Here is a 19,174-nt window from a genome sequence, read left to right on the forward strand (position 1 = left end):
GGCCTTTACCGACGCCTGATGGTGACACTTGTGGCATTGGTACAGATCTCTTGATTTGAGCTCGCAAAATTTCGAACCGCCGCAATTCGGACAACTAAAACCATGCGGCCATCTAAGTCTGAATAATGAGTCTTGGCACTTATCTTCGGTCCCATATTCGGACAGGAATTCGTGAATACTCTTTCCTTTTTGAAATTGGATCATATTTTTTGCCATGCTACACCTCCATCATATCTGGATAATCTTTCACATGCCTTAAGATAAGCATGGCGGAGTAAAAATGGTAATCAAAAAACTTATTGACACAAGGAGTATCACTAATATTATGGCCCTGTGTTAATAAAATCTGAAAATGATAAAAAGGGCTTATAAATGAAGACAGAAATTGGTTTCATTGGATCCGGGAACATGGCTGAAGCCATAATGGCAGGGATTATTAAAACCGGGCTCTGCAAAGCTGAATGCATAATTGCGTCTGACAAATCAAGGGACAGGATTGATTACCTCGGAAGATCCCTGGGTATCAAAGCTGCTTCAAGCAATAAAGAAGTCTTTGAGACTTCTAAAGTAATCATTTTGTCAGTAAAACCTCAAAATATGAAAGAGATTCTTGAAGATATAAGACCTGAAGCAAATACCTCCGAGAAAAAAATCATCATTAGCATAGCCGCTGGAGTACAAATCAGCTTTATAGAAAGCGTTCTTTATTCAAATATTGAAAAGAAAAATGAAAAGCAATTTCCTGTGTCAAGAGTCATGCCCAACACACCCGGACTTGCCGGAGCCGGAATGACGGGAATATGCTTTAACCGGAATATTTCTGACTTGGACGCGGAAACCGTTAAGAACATATTTGGATCAATGGGCAAAACGCTGATCTGCTCCGAGCCTGATATGGACGGGATAACTGCCATGTCTGGCTCTGGCCCTGCATATGTATTTTATTTCATGGAATCCATGATTTCTGCGGGAAAAGAACTTGGGTTCAGCGATGACGAAAGCCTTCTTTTGACCTTAGAAACCATAAAGGGAGCTGTCAAACTGATGGAAACCCAGAACGAAGCGCCGGAGTCCCTCAGAAAAAAGGTTACCTCTCCAGGAGGTACAACAGAAGCTGCAATAAAACATATGGAGTCAGCGGGCGTTAAAACAGAAATAGTTAAAGGGATCATTGCTGCATCATCAAGATCAAAAGAACTCAGCAAGCTCTTGAGCAATTGATAGATCTGATGTTCTCAATCAAGATGACTTTTTTGAATTTCACCTTCTGAAATTTTGTAACCAAGTATGTTAAATGTACTCATAAAAAGGAAACAAACAGATTGTAATATGAATACTGACTTCAAAATAAGCAGACCGTATCCGAAATACAGTTTACAGGCTTTATGAACAGCAATTATATTTGATGGAGTCGCAAAAAGTCAGAAAAAGGGTTTCAGCGTCATGCCAACCTGATCCGGCATCCAGTGTTTTCAGATAATTCTGGATTCCGGCCAGAGAAGGAATGAAGACTATCGGACTTTTTGCTATCTTGGCAATAATCATAGGGTGCCCCTAAAAAAATAGATTTTTTGATGTGTTATCTCAAGGGAATCAGCGGAACCTCTCTAAAAACCTTGGTTTATGGGGTATAAAGAGGATTCATGTACGACGCTGAAGCAGCTAACGCGCAAAAGACCATTTTTTGATGTGGCCAAATAGACAAATCATGAATCTTTGAAGTGTCAGGTATTTATATCCGGGGCTTTATAAAGGGACAAAAATGTACGATAATCTAACTTATCCCATGGCTTTTATGAATGGAATCATGTCTTTTTTTTCACCATGCGTTCTTCCTCTTCTTCCGGCTTTTTTTACTTTTATAACCGGCTATTCCTTAGATGAACTCACCCAGGAAAGAGACAACAAAATAATCAAAAAAGCCGTGACATATACCATAGCCTACGTCCTGGGTTTTTCATCGATATTCATTCTTATGGGGGCATCCGCATCTTTTGTTGGAGGGTATGTCACTATCCACTCTAATATTATTCGAGTATTAGGCGGAATAGTTATTATAATACTCGGCATACACATGACAGGGCTTGTTCCCATAAAAATACTCCAGATGGAAAAACGCCTTCATCTCACTGACAGTCCTGTTCACATACTCGAAACCTTTGTCATTGGAATGGCTTTCGCTGCTGGGTGGAGTCCTTGCATAGGGCCATTTCTTGCCTCTACGTTAATCATAGCAAGCAGCGAGGGCACTGCCATCCAGGGGGTCAAACTGCTTGCGGTTTATTCGGCTGGACTTGCAATCCCATTCCTGATAATCTCGCTCTTCATTAACTTCGTGCTGACTTTCTTGAAAAAAGCATCGAAGGTACTCAGATATGTCAATATGATTGCTGGAATATTACTTATACTGACAGGAATAGCACTCGTTACTGACAAACTGACAATGATAACAATTTTAATAGGCGGACAATAATGAAAAAAGTTTTCTATATTATCATGACCTTCATCTGTTTCACAATGGCGGCTTCACCATCAATATGCCAGGAAAACGGTAGTTCTGCAAATGGTCAGACTAAAATTGAGGCGCCCCCAAAATCAGAGGCTTCACAAAAAAACGACGATGCCAAAGGGAAAACTCAAAAACAGGATCTTGTCGCATGGATGAAATATGACGAAGGCATGAAAAAGGCCCAGGAAAAAGATCTGCCGGTTTATGTCGAATTCTACGCGACCTGGTGCCCTCCCTGCAAGATGATGGCCCAGACTACCTTCCAGGATAAAGAAGTTGTCAGCCTTCTGAATGACGGATTTGTTTCCATAAAGGTTGATATTGATCAGGAAAAGGAACTGGCACTCAGATACGGCGCAAGGTCCATACCGCACCATATAGTCATGAATTCAAAAGGTGATGTTTTAAAGGTTCTCAGAGGAGCAATGCCTGCGGATATCTTCCTTGCCAACCTGAAAGAAGCGGTAAAATAATTTTTAAGCAAACCGGCTACGGCTGATTAACCGGAGCCGGTTTTTGAGAATCAAGATAAATGACAAGACTCACAACTCAGACTATTGCAGATTCAATATCCGGCGCCGAGACAATCAAGTCCTCCATTTCCTTGAAGTACAAAAAAAAGGCCAGTGTTTTTCTCCTTATTACCAATATTGATGATCCGGAAGTTCTTTTTATCCAGAAGGCAGACAATCCAGGCTATCCATGGAGAAACCAGCCTGCGTTTCCGGGCGGACATGTCGATCAGGCCGAAACAACCCTTGAAGCCGCTTACAGGGAAATAGAGGAAGAACTCGCAATACCTTCCCATGATGTAGAAAGCATTGATTCACTTGGATATTACGAAACAATCAACAATACGGTACTTGAGGCATTTGCCGGCATGTGGAATGGAAAAAGCAAAATCAGCCATGATATGTCTGAAATATCAAGGGTGGTTATGGTAAAGGTAAAAGATCTTTTAAAAATCCATGAATCGAATAATTTTGCAGATCGGGAGCCCAGCCTTTACGAACTTATATATTCCATAAACGGAATTGAGGTATGGGGCGTGACCGCAAGAATAGTCCACAAGTTCCTTGAAATCATAAGAAAATATCAGAATCACGGGTCTTTTTCAATAAATGCCTGACAATTAAACGCCGTATGACCGATAAAAACACAAATGAACTAGCCACAAGCAATATAGCAGGCAAATGCCAGTAGCCCATCCACTCGGGCTTTGAAAAAGCAGTGGAAATGCCTGACCACCCAAAAAAATTTACAACCGCCACAAACACCATGGTAACCAGACAGATTTTATCTGAATCGTACCAGGACAACGCCGATCCCCTGAATATACCTTCTTTTTCTTTTCGCATAAGACTCCTCTGAACCTGAAATTATGACTTCTACGCATCATATACAAAATTTTTAAAAAGCAAAGGCGGCATTTTAAAAATGCCGCCCCAGTGCGATACAACGATCAGACAGAATCTGCCCTATTCTATATTAATCGTAACCTGCTTTGGTTTTTTCTCTTCTGGCTTCGGAATTTCAAGATTAAGAACTCCGTCCTTGAATGAAGCCTTAATTTTCTCACTGTCTGTTTCCATTGGCAAGGTAAAGGATCTCTGGAATTTTCCGTATAAACGTTCCTTTCTGTAATAGAGTCCATCAGCTTCTTCTTTTTCGATTTTCCTCTCACCCTTCAGGGTCAATATATTTTCCTTAACCTCCACAGAAACATCTTCCTTTGCAACGCCTGGAAGCTCAGCATTTATGACGATGGAATCTGTCTTGTCAATGATATCCACAGAAGGTCTCCATCCACCGACTACAGCCTCGTCGTCATTTTCGGCGGCAGCGCGTGTAAAAACATCATCAAACATCCTGTTAATTCTATCCTGAAGAGTCGCCACGTTCCTGAATGGTTCCCATCTCACAATAGCCATACAAAACCTCCTTATAAAATATAAACTATTATTATATTTAGGTTTTTACCACCTAACCCTTTTGAGACTAATTTAATCATAGCCAGAAATGTGTCAAGATGTTCAGTGATTTTTTTTTAAATATGGTACATAACGGATATGGATATTTTTGAAAGGCCTTGCAGATCCATTTCAGGCCGTATTTATTATTCCAATTTTATTCAATGGCTCATTGATTTGAATAGCGGCGGGGCGCTTTTTGAATAACCACTCCAAGGGAATTAAACTTAAAAATGATTGTGCTTCGGATTCAATCATTTAGAGGGAACACCGCCTGTTATTATTTCCCGATGCAGAATCTGCTGAAAATATCATCAAGGATATCCGCCTTCATATTCTCACCAAGAATAGCGTCCAATGCCCCCACAGATTCCCTAAGATCCTCTGCTGCAAGCTCAACAGAACCCGAAAATCTTATGGCTTCGATGGATCTGTTCGCATGGGAAATGGCCGACTCCAAAAGGTTCTTGTGCCTTAAATTAAGTGCAATCCCTGATTTCTCGGCGGATGAATCTGACAAAAGAAGCTCAATCATTGTTTGCTTCAGAAATTCGAGACCATTCCCTGTCTTTGCCGAAACCATAATGCCCGGCATATTATCAAATCCTGTGCTGTCATGTTGCTTTATCCCGGCCAGATCGGCCTTATTCCATACAAGTATTCCGTGCTTAACAGGAAAGGATCTGATTGTTTCAGACATTTTTTCATCAATTCCCTTTGTGATATCCATAACCCAGAGAACGGCATCAGCTTCTGATAATGCCTTTCTTGTAAGACTGATGCCTATTGATTCAACCTCGTCCTCAGACTCCCTGAGGCCGGCGGTATCTGTAACAAGCACGGGTGTGCCTGCAAGACTAAGCCTTTCCCTGACAAGATCCCTTGTTGTTCCTGGGATGGATGTCACTATGGATCTTTCTTCACCTGTAAGTGCGTTCATAAGACTTGACTTGCCTGCATTTGGCGGGCCGGCAATGACCAGTTTGACGCCATCACGCAAAAATCTGGTTTCTTCATATGTTTTCAGAAAAGCCTTCATTTCTGGTACGATATTTTTTTCCACCTCATCTGCACTGGCAGAAAGCTCCATGGCATCTTCAGTTTCATCAGGGAAATCAATCAGAGCCTCAAGCCCTGCGTGGACATTGCGCAGCCTGTCCCTAAGATCTTTTATTTTATCCCTGATTCCGCCGCCAATCTGGCTCGCCGCAAGTTTAAGGGCCTGATCCGACGAGGCTTCAATAAGATCGAGCACACCTTCTGCCTGGGTAAGATCAATCCGGCCATTTAGAAACGCCCTCATTGTGAACTCGCCTGGCTCAGCGATCCTTGCCCCCTGATCAATCACTATGGACAGTATCCGGCCAAGGACATATGATCCGCCATGTCCTTGTATTTCAACGACATTTTCTGCTGTAAATGATCTCGGTGCTTTCATGTATACGGCAAGAACCTCATCAATGACCTCTCGGCAGGATGGATCAAATATCCTACCGTGGTACATCCTGTGAGATTCGAAAATTCCGGTTTTGGTTATTTCTAAGGATGTAGCCGCGAAAATATTTCTGAGTATCGAAAGACTCTCAGGGCCGGATATTCGAATAATTCCGACTCCGCCATTTCCAGGAGGAGTGGCTATTGCTGCAATTGTTGAAAAATCCGTAAGATTATTTTTCATTTTTTTCACTGTACAGATATCTGAATTAAATCTCATAAATACAAAAACGCCGGCAGAATTTTCTGCCGGCGTTCATATTAACCGATCTGCCCGAATATTACACAGGGACTCAGCAAAAAATATATTTTTAGCTTGCCTGTTCTGCCTTTTTAACCGGCCTTCTTCTTCGAGCCGAGTTTCTCTTTGGAAAAATTACGAGCCTTCTGTAATATCCTTCGCCCATGCTCTGGGTACGCACGCCGTGATCATCTTTCAAAGCAAGATGAACAATTCTTCTGTCGTGGGCTGTCATCTGACCTATTGTTGAAGGCTTTCCTGTTTTCTTAGCCTTTTCAGCGAGTCTCAAAGCAAGCCCTTCAAGATTCTTTTTTCTTGTTTCAAGATATCCGCCGACATCAACCTGAACCCTGACCCTTGCATCCGCATTCCTGTTGATGAGTTTATCTATAAGATACTGAACTGCTTCAAGGGTCTGACCTCTCTTTCCTATCAAGAGAGAGGGATCGCCGCCTTCGATATTGTAAACAAGGCGATCCTTTTCTTTAACCACTCTTATCGAAGCATCTTCCGTAATTGCGTCTGCAATCTTCTGGAGCGCAATGGTACCCTTTTCAATAACTTCGTCTGAAAGTTCATTGACCGCCGCAGCCATGCGCTCATCCACATCATCTTCATCATCATCAAAGCCCTCGTATGCGGAATCATCATCTGATTCTGACGCAGTTTCAATGGGAAGGGCCTCTTTTGCGGCTATAGGTGCTTTTGACTTTTTGCCGTTGCTGAAAGCTTCATCCACAAGAGACTTTGCGCCTGCCTTTGCTTCATGGTGCTCATCGTCATGTTTGGCAGACGTTTCAGGCATAACAACTTCGATCTTGGCTTTTTTGACTCCCACTATCCCAAAAATTCCTGTGGAACCGTAAGAGATAATTTCATATTTCAGACGGTCCTTTGATACTCTCAGTTCCTTGCAGGCATTTTCTATTGCTATATCAACAGATTTGCCTTCAAAAATCTTGTTTTCTTTCATGGCTTTCGGCCTCCGGTTTACGAATTACTCTTCTGAGTGTAATACTGCTGGGCAATTGAAATGATATTGTTCACCAACCAGTAAAGAACGAGCCCTGCGGGGAAATTTACAAATATCAAGGTCATCATTACAGGCATGAAATACAGAAACATCTTTGCCTGCATCGGATCTCCGCCAGCTGGGGGCGACATCTTCTGCTGAAGAAACATTGTGACGCCCATAATTAGGGTGAGGACAGGAATACCTGTCGGAGGGTCAATGCCCCAAATTGAAAAACTAAAATTAAAAAGTCTGTCTGGAGCAGACAGATCGGTTATCCATCCATAAAAAGGAGCATGTCTGAGTTCAACAGATTCATACAGCATTCGGTAAAGACCGATAAAAATAGGCATCTGGGCAAGAAGAGGAAGACATCCGCTCATGGGATTTACCTTGTAAGTCTTGTACAGGGCCATGATCTCCTGGTTCATTCTTGTCTTATCATGCTCATATTTTTCACGGATCTTGTTTATTTCAGGCTGAAGCTTCTTCATGGCGCCCATTGCCTTATAGCTTTTGTTGCCAAGAGGCCAGAGAAGAAGTTTTATGAGTACGGTGAGCAGAATGACAGCAATACCATAGTTTGGAATCAGCTTGTGGATCATATTCATCACAAGAAGACAGAACTTGGCGATTATATCAAACCATCCGAAATCTACGGCTGCGTCAAGCTTCTTGCCAATTGTTTTGAGAGTTTCAAGTCTTTTGGAACCGATATAGATATCAAATGCAAACTCTGACTTTTCTCCCGGCTTTATGATTTTTTCATCGCCTGTGAATAAAATCCGAACCGTTCCGTCAGCATTCTTTTTTGACTGAAGATGTCCGTTCTGCTGCTGGGCATCCGGAATGATGGCCTTCATGAAGTATCTGTCGAGGGACGCCACCCATGTTATTTTCCCGGAAAGATCAGAATCCTTTTCCTTGAGCTTTTCCGTATCAACTGTTTCCAGCGCCTTGCCAAGATATGCGGCAGGTCCTTCGAATCCCATTTTTTTCTTGGCGCCGTAATGATCCGTCATTGAGAGAATCAGGCCGTCCTTGAAATTAATGTTTGAAGTATTTGTCAATCCCACAACATATTTAAAAAAAGGTTTATCAGGATAAAATGTAAAAACCTTGTCAACTCTTATTCCTTCGGGAGAAACCCATAAGAAAGACAGTTTGGTTTCCTTGTCAGATACAGTAACTGAGGGCTGGGCATTTTCAGCGTCATAAAGAGCTTCGTCCATACCCTTTATCGATTTATTGGCTGTGCCAGACTGAAGAATACCTGAAAATGCTTCTGGTGAGACCATTTCCTTTAAAGGCGAATCAGGCTTATTGGTTTCCTTGTAGTTTTTTAAAGTGAAATGGGTAAGAGCTGCCCCGCGGTCAGAAAACTGTGCCGTAAAAAAAGGGGTGTCTACTGAGTAGGTTTTTGCAGGCCTGTCCATAGCCATCTGTACTCCTGGCTGGGAAACGACGTCTGCCTTTTTATCAGGCTCCTGCATTTTGGGCGCCTCTTCAGGCTTTGCAGCTGTTTCTGCGGTTAATGCGGCCTGGTCAGGAATCGGTTTGGGCGGAGGACTGAAAAAAAAGCTCCATATGGCAAAAACGGCAACACACAGTACAACAGCAAGTAACAAGCGGAATTGTTCCATTAAATTCTCCTGAGCTGAAATGCTCTAATAATATCTTTGGTGCAGCCTGTCATGGCCTCTTAATAATTATAAATTCAGAATTTTTTCGAATTAGGGGCATACCATAAAATAATAAAAGCCGCCCTGAACAGGTAACGGCTTTTCTCGCATATCATGGTACAGGATCAAATCCTCCTGGATGAAACGGATTGCATCTGCAAATGCGCTTTACGGCCAGCCAGGCTCCCTTTATGAAGCCATAACGGGTGATGGCTTCAGCTGCGTACTCTGAACAGTTGGGATAAAACCTGCATGCAGGCCCAAGAAGCGGTGAAATAAAGTACTGATAGGCGCGTATCAAAAGGACGGCCGCATTCTTAATCAGCATAGCTGTCTGATATTTTTCTGCATATTCTCATCAGGCACGCGTTGATATCCTCATGTGCGGCTTCGGCGGCTGAATGACGAGCAATAAAGTTAATATCCCATGCCCCTTTGACAAGCTGTCGGTTCAGTCGGTAAAATTCCCTGACAAATCTTCTTATCCTGTTCCTGATGACAGAGTTACCGACCCTCTTTGTAACAGTTATGCCGATTCTGGTCCTTCCCGTCTCAGAAGGAGTAAATACGGCAAACAGATGCCTGTCCTGGGCCTTCATACCCGAGCTTTTTATCCGCTCGAATTCTGATCTAATCAATAACCGGTCTTTTTTTTGAAATACTTTTTTAATCACTTTTCAAGGCTGAGGCTGGCTATGCCAGCCCTCCAAAGATCTTAATTCCATTGAAGTTCAGATGCGCAAAAACTGTCAGAAGCTCCAAGCGCCGCTAAAAAATAAACGCAATGGAATTAGCCTGAACAGGATTAAAGACCAAGACGCTTTCTGCCCTTGGCTCTTCTGCGCTTAATGATGTTACGTCCACCTACGGTTGCCATGCGGCTACGGAATCCGTGGGTCCTTGCTTTCTTGATTCTACTAGGCTGATAAGTTCTTTTCATTTTCTTTTTATCCTCACAACGTATTTATTTTTTCTAATACCCGGTCTATCCCGAATTTGTTCAGGCTCAAGCATTCTAAAAAAGCATAAAACATATTTGGTGTCAACCAGTTTGATGGTTTGATAGTCTCGCAAAAAGTCAAAAAAGGCGGCGACGTCATGCCGGACTTGATCCGGCATCCAGCATTTTTCAGACACTTCTGGATTCCGGACTACGCCGGAATGACGGGAATAGGACTTTTTGCGATCTTGTCATGATCTAGATCACCCTAAAAAAATCCTTAAACTCATTCGAGCATGGATTCAATGATTTCATAATTCTCGATATGAAATACTTTTTCAGGGTAGATTTCCACCTTGAGACCCAGTTTTCTTTCCAGATTTGATACAACTTCACGTTCTTCCCCATGAAGCATCTCAGCCACATCAGGATGAACCCTTACAGTGAATTTTTTACCACGAAAATCACCGGAATGCTTTATAACATCCCTGTAAATCTTGTAGCAGATTGTCTGTCTTGAAAGATGATAGCCGCTTCCGTCGCAATATGAACATGGCTCACGAAGCATGCGGTTCAGGGATTTCCTGACCCGCTTCCTTGTCATCTGGATTATTCCCATATCAGACATGGGAAGAATATTGGTCTTATTCTTGTCGTTCTTCATGGCGTCTTTAACCGCAGCGTAGACTTTCTCCCTGTTAACAAGGCTCTCCATGTCTATGAAGTCAACGATTATAATTCCGCCAAGATTTCTAAGCCTTACCTGATATGCTATTTCTTTTACTGCCTCAAGGTTTGTTTTTAAAACAGTCTCCTCAAAGTTCTGCTTTCCGACATAGCGTCCTGTGTTTACATCAATGGCCACAAGCGCTTCCGTGTGCTCAATGATTATATAACCACCTGATTTCAGCCATACTTTTCTTTTCATAGCCCTTGATATGTCGCCTTCAAGATTGTAGGCCTCGAATATCGGCTCTTTGCCGTCATAATATTCAAGCTGAATGCTGTGCCCTGGAACGATTTTTTTCAGGAAAGAGTCGATCAGGTCATATCCGGCCATTGAATCAACCACAACCCTGTCAGCCTCATGGGTCAGAAGGTCTCGCACGGCCCGGAGCGTTACAGTAAGATCCATGTGAAGAAGAGAAGGAGCCGGAGCCTTGCTGTATTTTTTCTGAATCTTGTCCCATATGGAATTCAGGAACCCCATCTCCCTTGCCATGATTTCTTCGTTAATTGCTTCGGCGGCTGTTCTGAAAATATAGCCAAGATTCTTTTCCCTCATTGAGATTATCATCTCCCTGAGTCTTGACCTTTCATCATCGTCCTCAATGCGTCTTGAAATACCTATATGATCAACTGTAGGCATAAGAACAAGAAATCGGCCAGGAAGAGAAATATGGGTCGTAACCCTTGCTCCCTTGGTTTCTATAGGCGACTTTGCGACCTGAACCATGATTTCCTGACCTTCCAAAAGAAGATCTTCAATCCTGCATTCCTTTGTTTTTGCGCATTTTGCTGCTTCCTCATCAAACGACAGTACTTCTTCACCCTGGTCATCAAAATTCGACCTCGGAGCTCCAAGCACATCATCAACGTAAAGAAAAGCGGCCTGCCTTAGTCCAATATCTACAAACGCAGCCTGCATTCCGGGAAGAACCCTCTGCACCCTGCCTTTGTAGATATTCCCGGCAATATTGGATTCATCGCCACGCTCTATGAAGAGCTCCGCGATTGTCCCGTTTTCAACCAGAGCGACCCTGGTCTCGGACTCAATGACATTTATGATGAGTTCTTTCATTGTTTGCCTCTGAGAATGACTCTCTGCACCTTAAGTAAATGTATATTTTAAAAATAAAAAATTTAGGAATCCTGTAATATCAGCCCAGCAATATGGTCATGCTGCGTCCGTGCCTGTCAAAAAAGGCCGCACCAGCGTTTTGATGATTCTCGAATATGTTGCAAGATCTCCATCTCTGCCGAATATGGCGCGCACCGCTTCAAAAGGACGAACAGATTCTCCCTGGGCGGATTTAAGGGTAATCTCGAGATCTTTGTCAGTTATCAATTTTATTTTCCTGACAAGATCCCTCAGATCCATCTCCCTGACCATCCCTTTTTTACTTGTTTTACTAAACGGAAAGGATTCGGCAGACATGAAAGACTCAAGAGACTCGGCGGAGAAACATGAAGAAGGCATATGGATTCTATAAGTTTCCTCAACGCAGGATATTTTTTCCTTTTCATCTGAAAGCTCTGCCGAAAGTATTACAAGCCCCTCGGGCAGCCCCTGATTGATGAGCTCCGGAACATTTGAAAGATCATGGTTTTCAGGCAGATAAAGATAGAAATGCTCGCAAAGACTCTCAAGACCAATGGGAAGCGGATCGTTAAAAGAAAGCTTTGGAATCGGATGAAAACCCTCTGAATAGCGAATAGGCAGTCTTGCCTTTCTAAGAGCTCTGGAAATATTGTTGGACATCTCTATGTGGCCGATGAATCTCGCATCTCCAGACTTGGAATATTCAAGACGTATTTTTTTGTATAAAATATGGGAGTCATCGCCGGAACAATCTGAATTTTGAATTTCCAAGGGCTTGTCAAAAATAACCGGCATTACAGTCTCAAAATCACATACTCCGCAGCCCGTGCATTCTCCATTTCTGCAGTCATGGGTAAGATCGCCAGTAAAAGCCCTGGAGAGCTCATCTTTAAGAAAGTTCTTGCTTACCCTCGAATCTATATGATCCCAGGGAAGAGGTTCATCGAGGCTTCTTTTTCTTGTTGTGAAAAATGCGGGATCTATGCCATTTTCGTCTAAAGCCTCCTGCCAGAGATCAAGCCTGAAATGTTCTGACCAGCCGTCAAGCCTGCAACCTTTTTCCCACGCTGAAACAATCACCTTGGCAAGCCTTCTGTCCCCCCTTGCAAAAACGCCCTCAAGAAGGCTGAGCTTCGGATCCTGCCATTTCACCCCTACTCCCGGAAGCCTCATTATGGCTGACCTGATCTTACCAATTTTTTCAAGGGATTCGGCCTGTGTTATCTGGCTTTCCCACTGAAAAGGGACATTAGGCTTTGGTATGAAGGTTGTGATGCTTACATGTATGGAATCCTGTCTTGACCTGCCTTTTTTCAGCCTGCGCAGACGATCCGCAAGGTCAATTATTCCCTGAATATCATCATCTGTTTCAGAAGGCAGGCCAATCATGAAATATAGCTTTATGAGCTGCCAGCCCATTTCAAAGGCAGAATTTACGGTGTCAGAGATTTCATCTTCGGTCAGATTCTTGTTAATCGCATCCCTGAGACGCTGGGTTCCAGCTTCGGGGGCAATTGTAAATCCTGTTTTTCTAACCTTTTTCACTTCTTCCATGAGCTGCTGATTCAGTTTTCCGGCTCTTATGGAAGGAAATGAAACAGCTATCCTGTCGGAAGCATATTTTTTCATAAGACCGGTCATGAGATCTGAAAGGCAGCTATAGTCTCCCGTACTCAGGGAAAGAAGGGAAAGATCATCGTAACCTGTGGATCTAAGGCTTTTTTCTGTTATCTCAAATAGTTTATCCAGAGACCTTTCCCTTACCGGTCTGTAGATCATACCAGCCTGGCAGAACCTGCATCCCCTTGAACAGCCCCTTGCAATCTCAAGCCTCAACCTGTCATGCACGGGTCTTCCAAGCGGAACAACCGGGGTATCAGGAAACGGAGCATTTTCGAGATCAGGACATACTGCCCTTGTAACCTTTGTATAATTTTCATAAAGCGGAACAAGAGACTGAAATCCTTCGGAAGAATACTCAGGCGTGAAATATGACGGAATATATATACCTTCAATTTCAGACCATTTTTTCAGAATCTCTTTTTTGGAAGCTCCTGATTTTTTAAGTTCAAGCCAGACTTCGGATATCTTGAGTATTACATCTTCTCCATCACCTATGACAATTGCGTCAAAAAAATCAGCAACAGGTTCGGGATTGCATGTACAAGGCCCGCCAGCAATAATAATGGGCATGGATTCGTCCCTGTCTGATGCCTTGAACGGAATGCCTGCGAGATGAAGTGTGGTCAGAACATTTGTATAATTCAATTCATAAAGAAGACTGAAACCGATTATATCGAAATCTCTTAGAGGCCTTCTGCTTTCAAGAGCAGCAAGGCTGTGGCCGGTCTCCTTGAGCTTTTTTTCAAAGTCAGGGGCTGGTGTAAAAATTCGGTCAGCCATTATATTCTTATGACTGTTCAAAACATGGTAAAGAATCTGAAGTCCGAAATGGGAAGTGCCGATTTCATATAAATCAGGAAATGCCAGGGCAAATCTTAAGTCAACCGAATCAAAGGGTTTTCTCCTCGCATTGAGTTCCTTGCCTATGTAGTGGCTTGGCTTGTCGATATGCGGCAGGATGTCTTGAATTATGTCTGTGCTCATGCTATCCATTTTACAGTCAGGTAAAATCCCAATTTCTGTTTGTGATTTTTAAGTCTGCTGCTTCTTTTTTAGATTTAACAAAACTATTCGCAACCGGATTGGATCAATCGCTTAAGACTTGTTTTCAGGCTATTAAGCCTTATTTTAGTCCGAATAAAAGCGTCTGTTTCAGGGCCTTAATTCACCGCAATACTTTTACAGCCAAGGATTAAGCCCTATTTGTTTGAACACCCGGTTCATTTTTATCATTTTTAAAGAAAACAGGTAAATATGCACAAAAAAAACTTTAAAAACAACATGAAAAATATTCTTAGCCTATTATTCCTGGTTTTATCAGCATCGCCAGCATTTGCCGAAGCATCGAGGGAGACCCCCGTTGTTCAGGCCGTAAAGGCTGTCAGCCCTGCAGTTGTTAACATCAACGCCGAGTATTTTGAAACCACCCAGCAGAATCCGTTTTCAGGATTCAGGGGCGATCCAATGATGCAGGAATTTTTCAGGGATTTTTTTGAAAATGGAAGACCGCAGAGAGAGAAACGCACAAGTCTTGGTTCTGGCGTAATAATCGACGGTCAGAGAGGACTCGTTCTGACCAATGCCCATGTAATTGAAAGGGCTGGGGCTATAAAAGTAACCATGATGGATGAAAGGGAATTCGACGCTGAAATAGTAGGATCAGACGTAAACTCAGATTTAGCTGTACTCAAGCTCAATCACAGCGGAACTCTCCCTGCCGTTGAAATGGGCAGGTCTGATGACCTGATGATAGGCGAAACAGTAATAGCCATAGGAAACCCATTCGGATTCTCCAACACCGTAACAACCGGAGTCATAAGCGCCCTTGGCAGAAACATCAAGACTGACAACCAGACCTATCACAACTTCATGCAGATTGACGCTTCCATAAATCCTGGAAACAGCGGAGGCCCCCTTCTGAACATCAACGGCCAGCTCATAGGCATAAACACGGCAATTTATGCCAGCGGGCAGGGAATCGGGTTTGCCATTCCAATCAATCAGGCAAAAAGAATCATAAATGACCTTGTAAAATACGGCGAAGTTGTTCCGCCGTGGACGGGCATAAGCGTAAGGCCAATCGACAAACGTCTTGCAAATTATCTCGGCAGCGGGAAATCCGGAGTCGCGGTAGGCTTTGTAGAAAAAGGAAGTCCTGCTGCAAGTGCTGGAATCGCGTCCGGAGATATTATTTTTGCTGTTGGCGGGAAATCAGTACAGAATCCTTCTGAATTTCAGAGCCTGATCATGGAATACGCTCCAGGCGATGAAATAAAACTTTCCATGCTTAAGGCAAATGAAAAGACTGAAATAGAAATAAAGTCTGCGGTCTATCCTTCTGGCAAGGCTCCGGAACTTACATATGGTCTGCTCGGCATAGAAATCAAGACAGCCGCCATGGTTTCAGGCCAGACAATTCCTGGTGTTGTAATAACAAAAATCAATCCCCAGTCATTTCTTGCAGGAATTGGAGTAAGACAGGGAGACCTCATAAGAAAAATAGACGGGATAAAGACTGACAATACCGATGAGTTTTACAAAGTCATGATGAAATCGAGGCACAAAAGTTCCGTTGTTCTCCTGGTTCAAAGAGGAGGCAGGGGTTACTATGTTACAGTTAATCTGTAGGAAAGCATTCTTATGATCAAAAACAAGGATGGCAGTATGGAATCCATCGAGCTCATAAACAGACTGGCTGAATCAGGAGCAAGCCGCATTTCAATCATAATGAGGCATGCTGCAAGAAAATATGACCAAGACATGAGAAAAGAGCCTTTTCTGGGACTTACGGATGAGGGCAAGCAGGCTGCGCTTGAATTCGGCAGGAATATCCCTCCTGATTTTGAACTGAGGCCATATTCAAGCTATATTGGCAGATGCATCGAAACAGCCTATCTAATGGACAAAGGCTATTCCATGATAGGCGGAAATACGAGAATCCCTGAAATAGAAGAAAGACTCGCTCCTTTCTACATAGTTGATATTAAAAAGATCCTGAGCATGGCGGCGTCATATGATGTTTTTGCGTTCATCAGAAAATGGATAGACGGAGACATTCCGGAAGATATCATGATGAGTCCTTATTCGGCTTCCATACAAATGATTGATTTTCTAAAACAGGGGCTTGAAGACGACAAACCTGTCATTAATGTCTGCATAACCCATGACTGGAACATGTATCTGATAAGAGAAATTTTCCTTGGCCTAATGCAGGAAGAAGCCGGAGAAGTTGCCTTTCTCGAAGGGATTGCCGTTTATGAAAAAGGCGGAGAGCTTTACATAACAGGGAAAGGCATTGAAAGACAGATAACCGATATTCTGCCTGATGAGGAACTGAGGATATCAGATGATGATTAATTGAGACTCAAACCCTGAAATCATGGGGAACTATCTGGAAAACCTCTTTACATAAAAGGGGTTTTCCAGAATTATCCGCTTATCTATGCAACAAAAAATTTCGTTGCTCTGCTCTATCTTCAGTATGGTCAGAAAAAATGAAAATGGTCGTCCCAAAGCCAGGGATCATCATTTTTTCGTTAAACTACAAAATCATAAATTTTTTGCGGAGCTTTTTCTAAAAAGCGACCCGCCGGAGGCATTCGGATCAATGTCGGATTACGAGCAAAGGACGCTCTAATCCGACCTACTAATTGGCCTTTTTTACGGCAATTTAACCATACAAGGCAGCTTTTTGTTATTGCTAATTAAGATTTCTTAGCGCAGATGGCAACCCAGCCGCCATCTTCCATGACCTCAATAACCTCAAGGCCCACAGTCCTTATTTTCTCAAGAACCATTTCCATACGTTCTGTTATTATTCCTGAAAAGATCATCAGGCCGCCGTCTTTGACCCTTGCAGGCAGATTGTCAAGGAGCCTGACCACGACTTCGGCAAGGATATTTGCAACGGCAACGTCATACTGACGGCTGATTTTATCCACAAGATCTCCGGCTTCCACAAGGAAAGATGTTTCCGGGACCTTGTTTAAAAGAAGGTTTTCCCTGGCAACAATAACTGCCACATCATCAATGTCTGTTCCGTGAAGAAAACCTGCCCCAAGCTTAGCAGAGGCGGCAAGAAGAATTCCTGATCCCGTTCCGACATCAAGGATTGAATCATCTGCCTTAAGATGTTTTTCGAGCATTCTTATGCATAGAGCGGTCGTGGGGTGGGCGCCAGTGCCGAAAGCCATTCCCGGATCAATTTCTATGATTATATCATCGCCCTGGGCCTCGTATTCACGCCATGTTGGTTTGACCACAATACGTTCCGATATTTTTTCTGGCCAGAAAAACTCCTTCCATGATTCTGCCCAGTCTTCCTCATCAACCTCGGTATATTCTATCTCATAGGAAAACTCTCCTATTTCTGAAAGACCGGCTAACCTCTCCCTTACTTCATCAAGCCTTAAATCGGCTTTATCATCCTTTGGGAAATAGCCTTTTACCGCATATCTGTCCGAAGACTCTATGGCATCTTCACCCCAGTCAGCAAAAGGATCGCGTCCTGGCTCTTCAATAACAACACCCTGGAGACAAAATTCCATAAAAAGCCCTGAAACCAGATCAAGGGCCATTTCAGGACTTTCGGACTTAATAATTACAACCGTTTCAATCCATTTCATATTTTCACCGTATTATTATTTTTTGACAAAACGCATCAAGGTAATTAATTTAGTTTTTAAATACAACCTGAAACCCTGAATACAAGGAGAATCTGATGAGCAAGTACGAATGTCCCTGTGGATATGTATATGATCCGGCAGAAGGTGATGTAGACCATGGTATTCAACCTGGTACCGCGTTTGAAGATCTTCCTGATGACTGGACATGTCCACTGTGCGACGCAGAAAAACAGTTTTTTGAAAAACTCGATTAGACAGATATATACAAAAAAGAGCTGCTGTTAAAAGGCGGCTCTTTTTATTCCGAAGCTCCGCCTTTTATTTCCTCAAATGAGCAGGTTTCCCAGGCATCCTTATTCTGAAAAAAAGTTCTTATGAATGCATTATTGAACATATGACCCGATTTTTTTGTAACCACATGACCTGTAATCGGCATGCCTATCAGGGAAAAATCGCCTATGCAGTCAAGAATCTTATGCCGGACAAATTCATCAGCGTATCTAAGCCCTTCAGGATTCATGATCTCGTTTCCGTTTATAGCAATACCTGTTTCAAGGGTCGCGCCTTTTGCTAATCCATGCATCTTCAAAAATTCAAGTTCATGAAGAAATCCAAAGGTTCTTGCCCTGCTGATTTTTTCTTCAAACTCACCCTTGGAAACATCCACTGTGAAATCCTGCAGACCAATTACTGGATTGTCGAATTCAATCATACACGTGATCTTGAAACCGTCTGCCGGATAAATACCTGTAAATTTCCCATCGGCCTCGATTTCTATGGGCTTCTTAACGACAAAATACTGGCGAGCCGCATCCTGAACAGTAAGCCCTACGCTTGACACCATTTCAGTAAAGACAGCCGCACTTCCATCCATTATCGGCATCTCGTAATTATCGAGCTCAACCAGCGCATTATCGACGCCCATTCCCGCGAAGCAAGCCATGAGATGTTCAATGGTTGAAACTATAACGCCTTCGGAGCCGATTACAGTGGCCATGCTGGTGTCGACCACAAGATGAAAAAGCGCTGAAATGGGACTGGTTCCGGGAAGATCGGTTCTTAAAAACCTGATCCCGAAATTAGGAGGCGCAGGGTTCAGCTTGAGCTTAACCTCTCGTCCTGAATGTACTCCCATCCCCTTGCATGAAATAGATCTGGCAAGGGTTCTCTGTCTGTTTGCGAAAAACATCAACCACTCTCCGAAAAATAAGACTTGAAAAAGCTCAAGAGCATATATACCACAAATGGTGTTTCCG

Annotated in this window: 20 protein-coding genes; 7 read left to right on the forward strand and 13 right to left on the reverse strand. The window is 43.0% G+C overall.

All coding sequences use genetic code 11. From position 1 onward, the window contains the following. Positions 1 to 216: transposase (locus tag K245_RS0113870; RefSeq protein ID WP_027358070.1), on the reverse strand; the 216-nt coding region annotated here is incomplete at its 3' end. A gap of 156 nt (positions 217 to 372) precedes the next feature. Here K245_RS0113870 and proC point away from each other — a divergent pair. Next, the gene (gene proC, locus K245_RS0113875; RefSeq protein ID WP_027359742.1) at positions 373 to 1,221 is read left to right on the forward strand and encodes a pyrroline-5-carboxylate reductase; all 849 of its coding nucleotides are present in this window, start codon (positions 373 to 375) and stop codon (positions 1,219 to 1,221) included. Positions 1,222 to 1,383: 162 nt separating this feature from the next. Here proC and K245_RS27750 read toward each other — a convergent pair whose 3' ends face one another. Then, a complete protein-coding gene (locus tag K245_RS27750) occupies positions 1,384 to 1,545 on the reverse strand; it encodes a hypothetical protein (RefSeq protein ID WP_156906799.1) in 162 nt (53 codons plus the stop codon). A gap of 217 nt (positions 1,546 to 1,762) precedes the next feature. Between K245_RS27750 and K245_RS0113885 the strand changes: the two genes are divergently transcribed. From K245_RS0113885 to K245_RS24540, 3 genes are read left to right on the forward strand one after another with little or no spacing between them, the layout of a single operon-like run. After that, positions 1,763 to 2,473: a cytochrome c biogenesis CcdA family protein gene (locus K245_RS0113885; protein ID WP_027359743.1), complete on the forward strand. Its 711-nt coding sequence runs from the start codon at positions 1,763 to 1,765 to the stop codon at positions 2,471 to 2,473. Then, positions 2,473 to 2,982, forward strand: coding sequence for a thioredoxin family protein (locus tag K245_RS26705; protein WP_051284135.1), 510 nt, complete (start codon positions 2,473 to 2,475; stop codon positions 2,980 to 2,982). Before K245_RS0113885 ends, K245_RS26705 begins: the two co-directional genes overlap by 1 nt. A 59-nt stretch (positions 2,983 to 3,041) precedes the next feature. Next, on the forward strand, positions 3,042 to 3,638 hold the full coding sequence (locus K245_RS24540) for an NUDIX hydrolase (RefSeq protein WP_051284136.1): 597 nt from the start codon (positions 3,042 to 3,044) through the stop codon (positions 3,636 to 3,638). Positions 3,639 to 3,987: 349 nt separating this feature from the next. On the opposite strand, the gene K245_RS0113905 is transcribed toward K245_RS24540, so the two are convergent. From K245_RS0113905 to K245_RS24550, 9 genes are all read right to left on the reverse strand, one after another. After that, the gene (locus K245_RS0113905; RefSeq protein ID WP_027359744.1) at positions 3,988 to 4,440 is read right to left on the reverse strand and encodes an Hsp20/alpha crystallin family protein; all 453 of its coding nucleotides are present in this window, start codon (positions 4,438 to 4,440) and stop codon (positions 3,988 to 3,990) included. 319 nt (positions 4,441 to 4,759) lie between these two features. Further along, complete coding sequence (gene mnmE / locus K245_RS0113915; RefSeq protein WP_027359745.1) at positions 4,760 to 6,157, reverse strand: tRNA uridine-5-carboxymethylaminomethyl(34) synthesis GTPase MnmE; 1,398 nt, start codon at positions 6,155 to 6,157, stop codon at positions 4,760 to 4,762. Between the two features lie 127 nt (positions 6,158 to 6,284). Continuing rightward, a complete protein-coding gene (gene jag / locus K245_RS0113920; RefSeq protein WP_027359746.1) occupies positions 6,285 to 7,187 on the reverse strand; it encodes an RNA-binding cell elongation regulator Jag/EloR in 903 nt (300 codons plus the stop codon). Between the two features lie 17 nt (positions 7,188 to 7,204). Further along, the gene (gene yidC / locus K245_RS0113925; protein ID WP_027359747.1) at positions 7,205 to 8,869 is read right to left on the reverse strand and encodes a membrane protein insertase YidC; all 1,665 of its coding nucleotides are present in this window, start codon (positions 8,867 to 8,869) and stop codon (positions 7,205 to 7,207) included. A gap of 151 nt (positions 8,870 to 9,020) precedes the next feature. Continuing rightward, positions 9,021 to 9,236, reverse strand: a complete 216-nt coding sequence (gene yidD, locus K245_RS0113930; RefSeq protein WP_027359748.1) for a membrane protein insertion efficiency factor YidD — start codon at positions 9,234 to 9,236, stop codon at positions 9,021 to 9,023. Then, positions 9,226 to 9,582 carry a ribonuclease P protein component gene (gene rnpA, locus K245_RS24545; RefSeq protein ID WP_035277279.1) on the reverse strand — a complete coding sequence of 119 codons (357 nt, stop codon included), beginning with the start codon at positions 9,580 to 9,582 and terminating at the stop codon, positions 9,226 to 9,228. Before rnpA ends, yidD begins: the two co-directional genes overlap by 11 nt. Positions 9,583 to 9,713: 131 nt before the next feature. Then, the gene (rpmH, locus tag K245_RS27300; RefSeq protein ID WP_084156303.1) at positions 9,714 to 9,848 is read right to left on the reverse strand and encodes a 50S ribosomal protein L34; all 135 of its coding nucleotides are present in this window, start codon (positions 9,846 to 9,848) and stop codon (positions 9,714 to 9,716) included. 286 nt (positions 9,849 to 10,134) lie between these two features. After that, positions 10,135 to 11,649, reverse strand: a complete 1,515-nt coding sequence (locus K245_RS0113945; RefSeq protein ID WP_027359751.1) for an Rne/Rng family ribonuclease — start codon at positions 11,647 to 11,649, stop codon at positions 10,135 to 10,137. A 96-nt stretch (positions 11,650 to 11,745) separates the two neighbouring features. After that, on the reverse strand, positions 11,746 to 14,277 hold the full coding sequence (locus K245_RS24550; protein ID WP_051284139.1) for a TIGR03960 family B12-binding radical SAM protein: 2,532 nt from the start codon (positions 14,275 to 14,277) through the stop codon (positions 11,746 to 11,748). Positions 14,278 to 14,547: 270 nt separating this feature from the next. On the opposite strand from K245_RS24550, the gene K245_RS0113955 reads away from it, so the two are divergent. Both K245_RS0113955 and K245_RS0113960 read left to right on the forward strand, forming a co-directional pair. Further along, positions 14,548 to 15,921 (forward strand): Do family serine endopeptidase, encoded by a 1,374-nt coding sequence (locus tag K245_RS0113955; protein WP_035277282.1) that lies wholly within the window; start codon positions 14,548 to 14,550, stop codon positions 15,919 to 15,921. A 12-nt stretch (positions 15,922 to 15,933) separates the two neighbouring features. Beyond that, positions 15,934 to 16,650, forward strand: coding sequence for a histidine phosphatase family protein (locus tag K245_RS0113960; protein WP_027359753.1), 717 nt, complete (start codon positions 15,934 to 15,936; stop codon positions 16,648 to 16,650). Positions 16,651 to 16,997: 347 nt separating this feature from the next. Here K245_RS0113960 and prmA read toward each other — a convergent pair whose 3' ends face one another. Next, complete coding sequence (gene prmA / locus K245_RS0113970) at positions 16,998 to 17,918, reverse strand: 50S ribosomal protein L11 methyltransferase (RefSeq protein ID WP_027359755.1); 921 nt, start codon at positions 17,916 to 17,918, stop codon at positions 16,998 to 17,000. Positions 17,919 to 18,013: 95 nt separating this feature from the next. Here prmA and K245_RS0113975 point away from each other — a divergent pair, with 95 nt between their 5' ends. Continuing rightward, positions 18,014 to 18,172 (forward strand): rubredoxin, encoded by a 159-nt coding sequence (locus K245_RS0113975; protein ID WP_027359756.1) that lies wholly within the window; start codon positions 18,014 to 18,016, stop codon positions 18,170 to 18,172. Between the two features lie 44 nt (positions 18,173 to 18,216). Here K245_RS0113975 and lpxC read toward each other — a convergent pair whose 3' ends face one another. Further along, positions 18,217 to 19,107 carry a UDP-3-O-acyl-N-acetylglucosamine deacetylase gene (lpxC, locus tag K245_RS0113980; protein ID WP_027359757.1) on the reverse strand — a complete coding sequence of 297 codons (891 nt, stop codon included), beginning with the start codon at positions 19,105 to 19,107 and terminating at the stop codon, positions 18,217 to 18,219. Positions 19,108 to 19,174: the final 67 nt, after the last annotated feature.

It is taken from the genome of Desulforegula conservatrix Mb1Pa (assembly GCF_000426225.1).
Classification (GTDB): Bacteria; Desulfobacterota; Desulfobacteria; order Desulfobacterales; family Desulforegulaceae; genus Desulforegula; species Desulforegula conservatrix.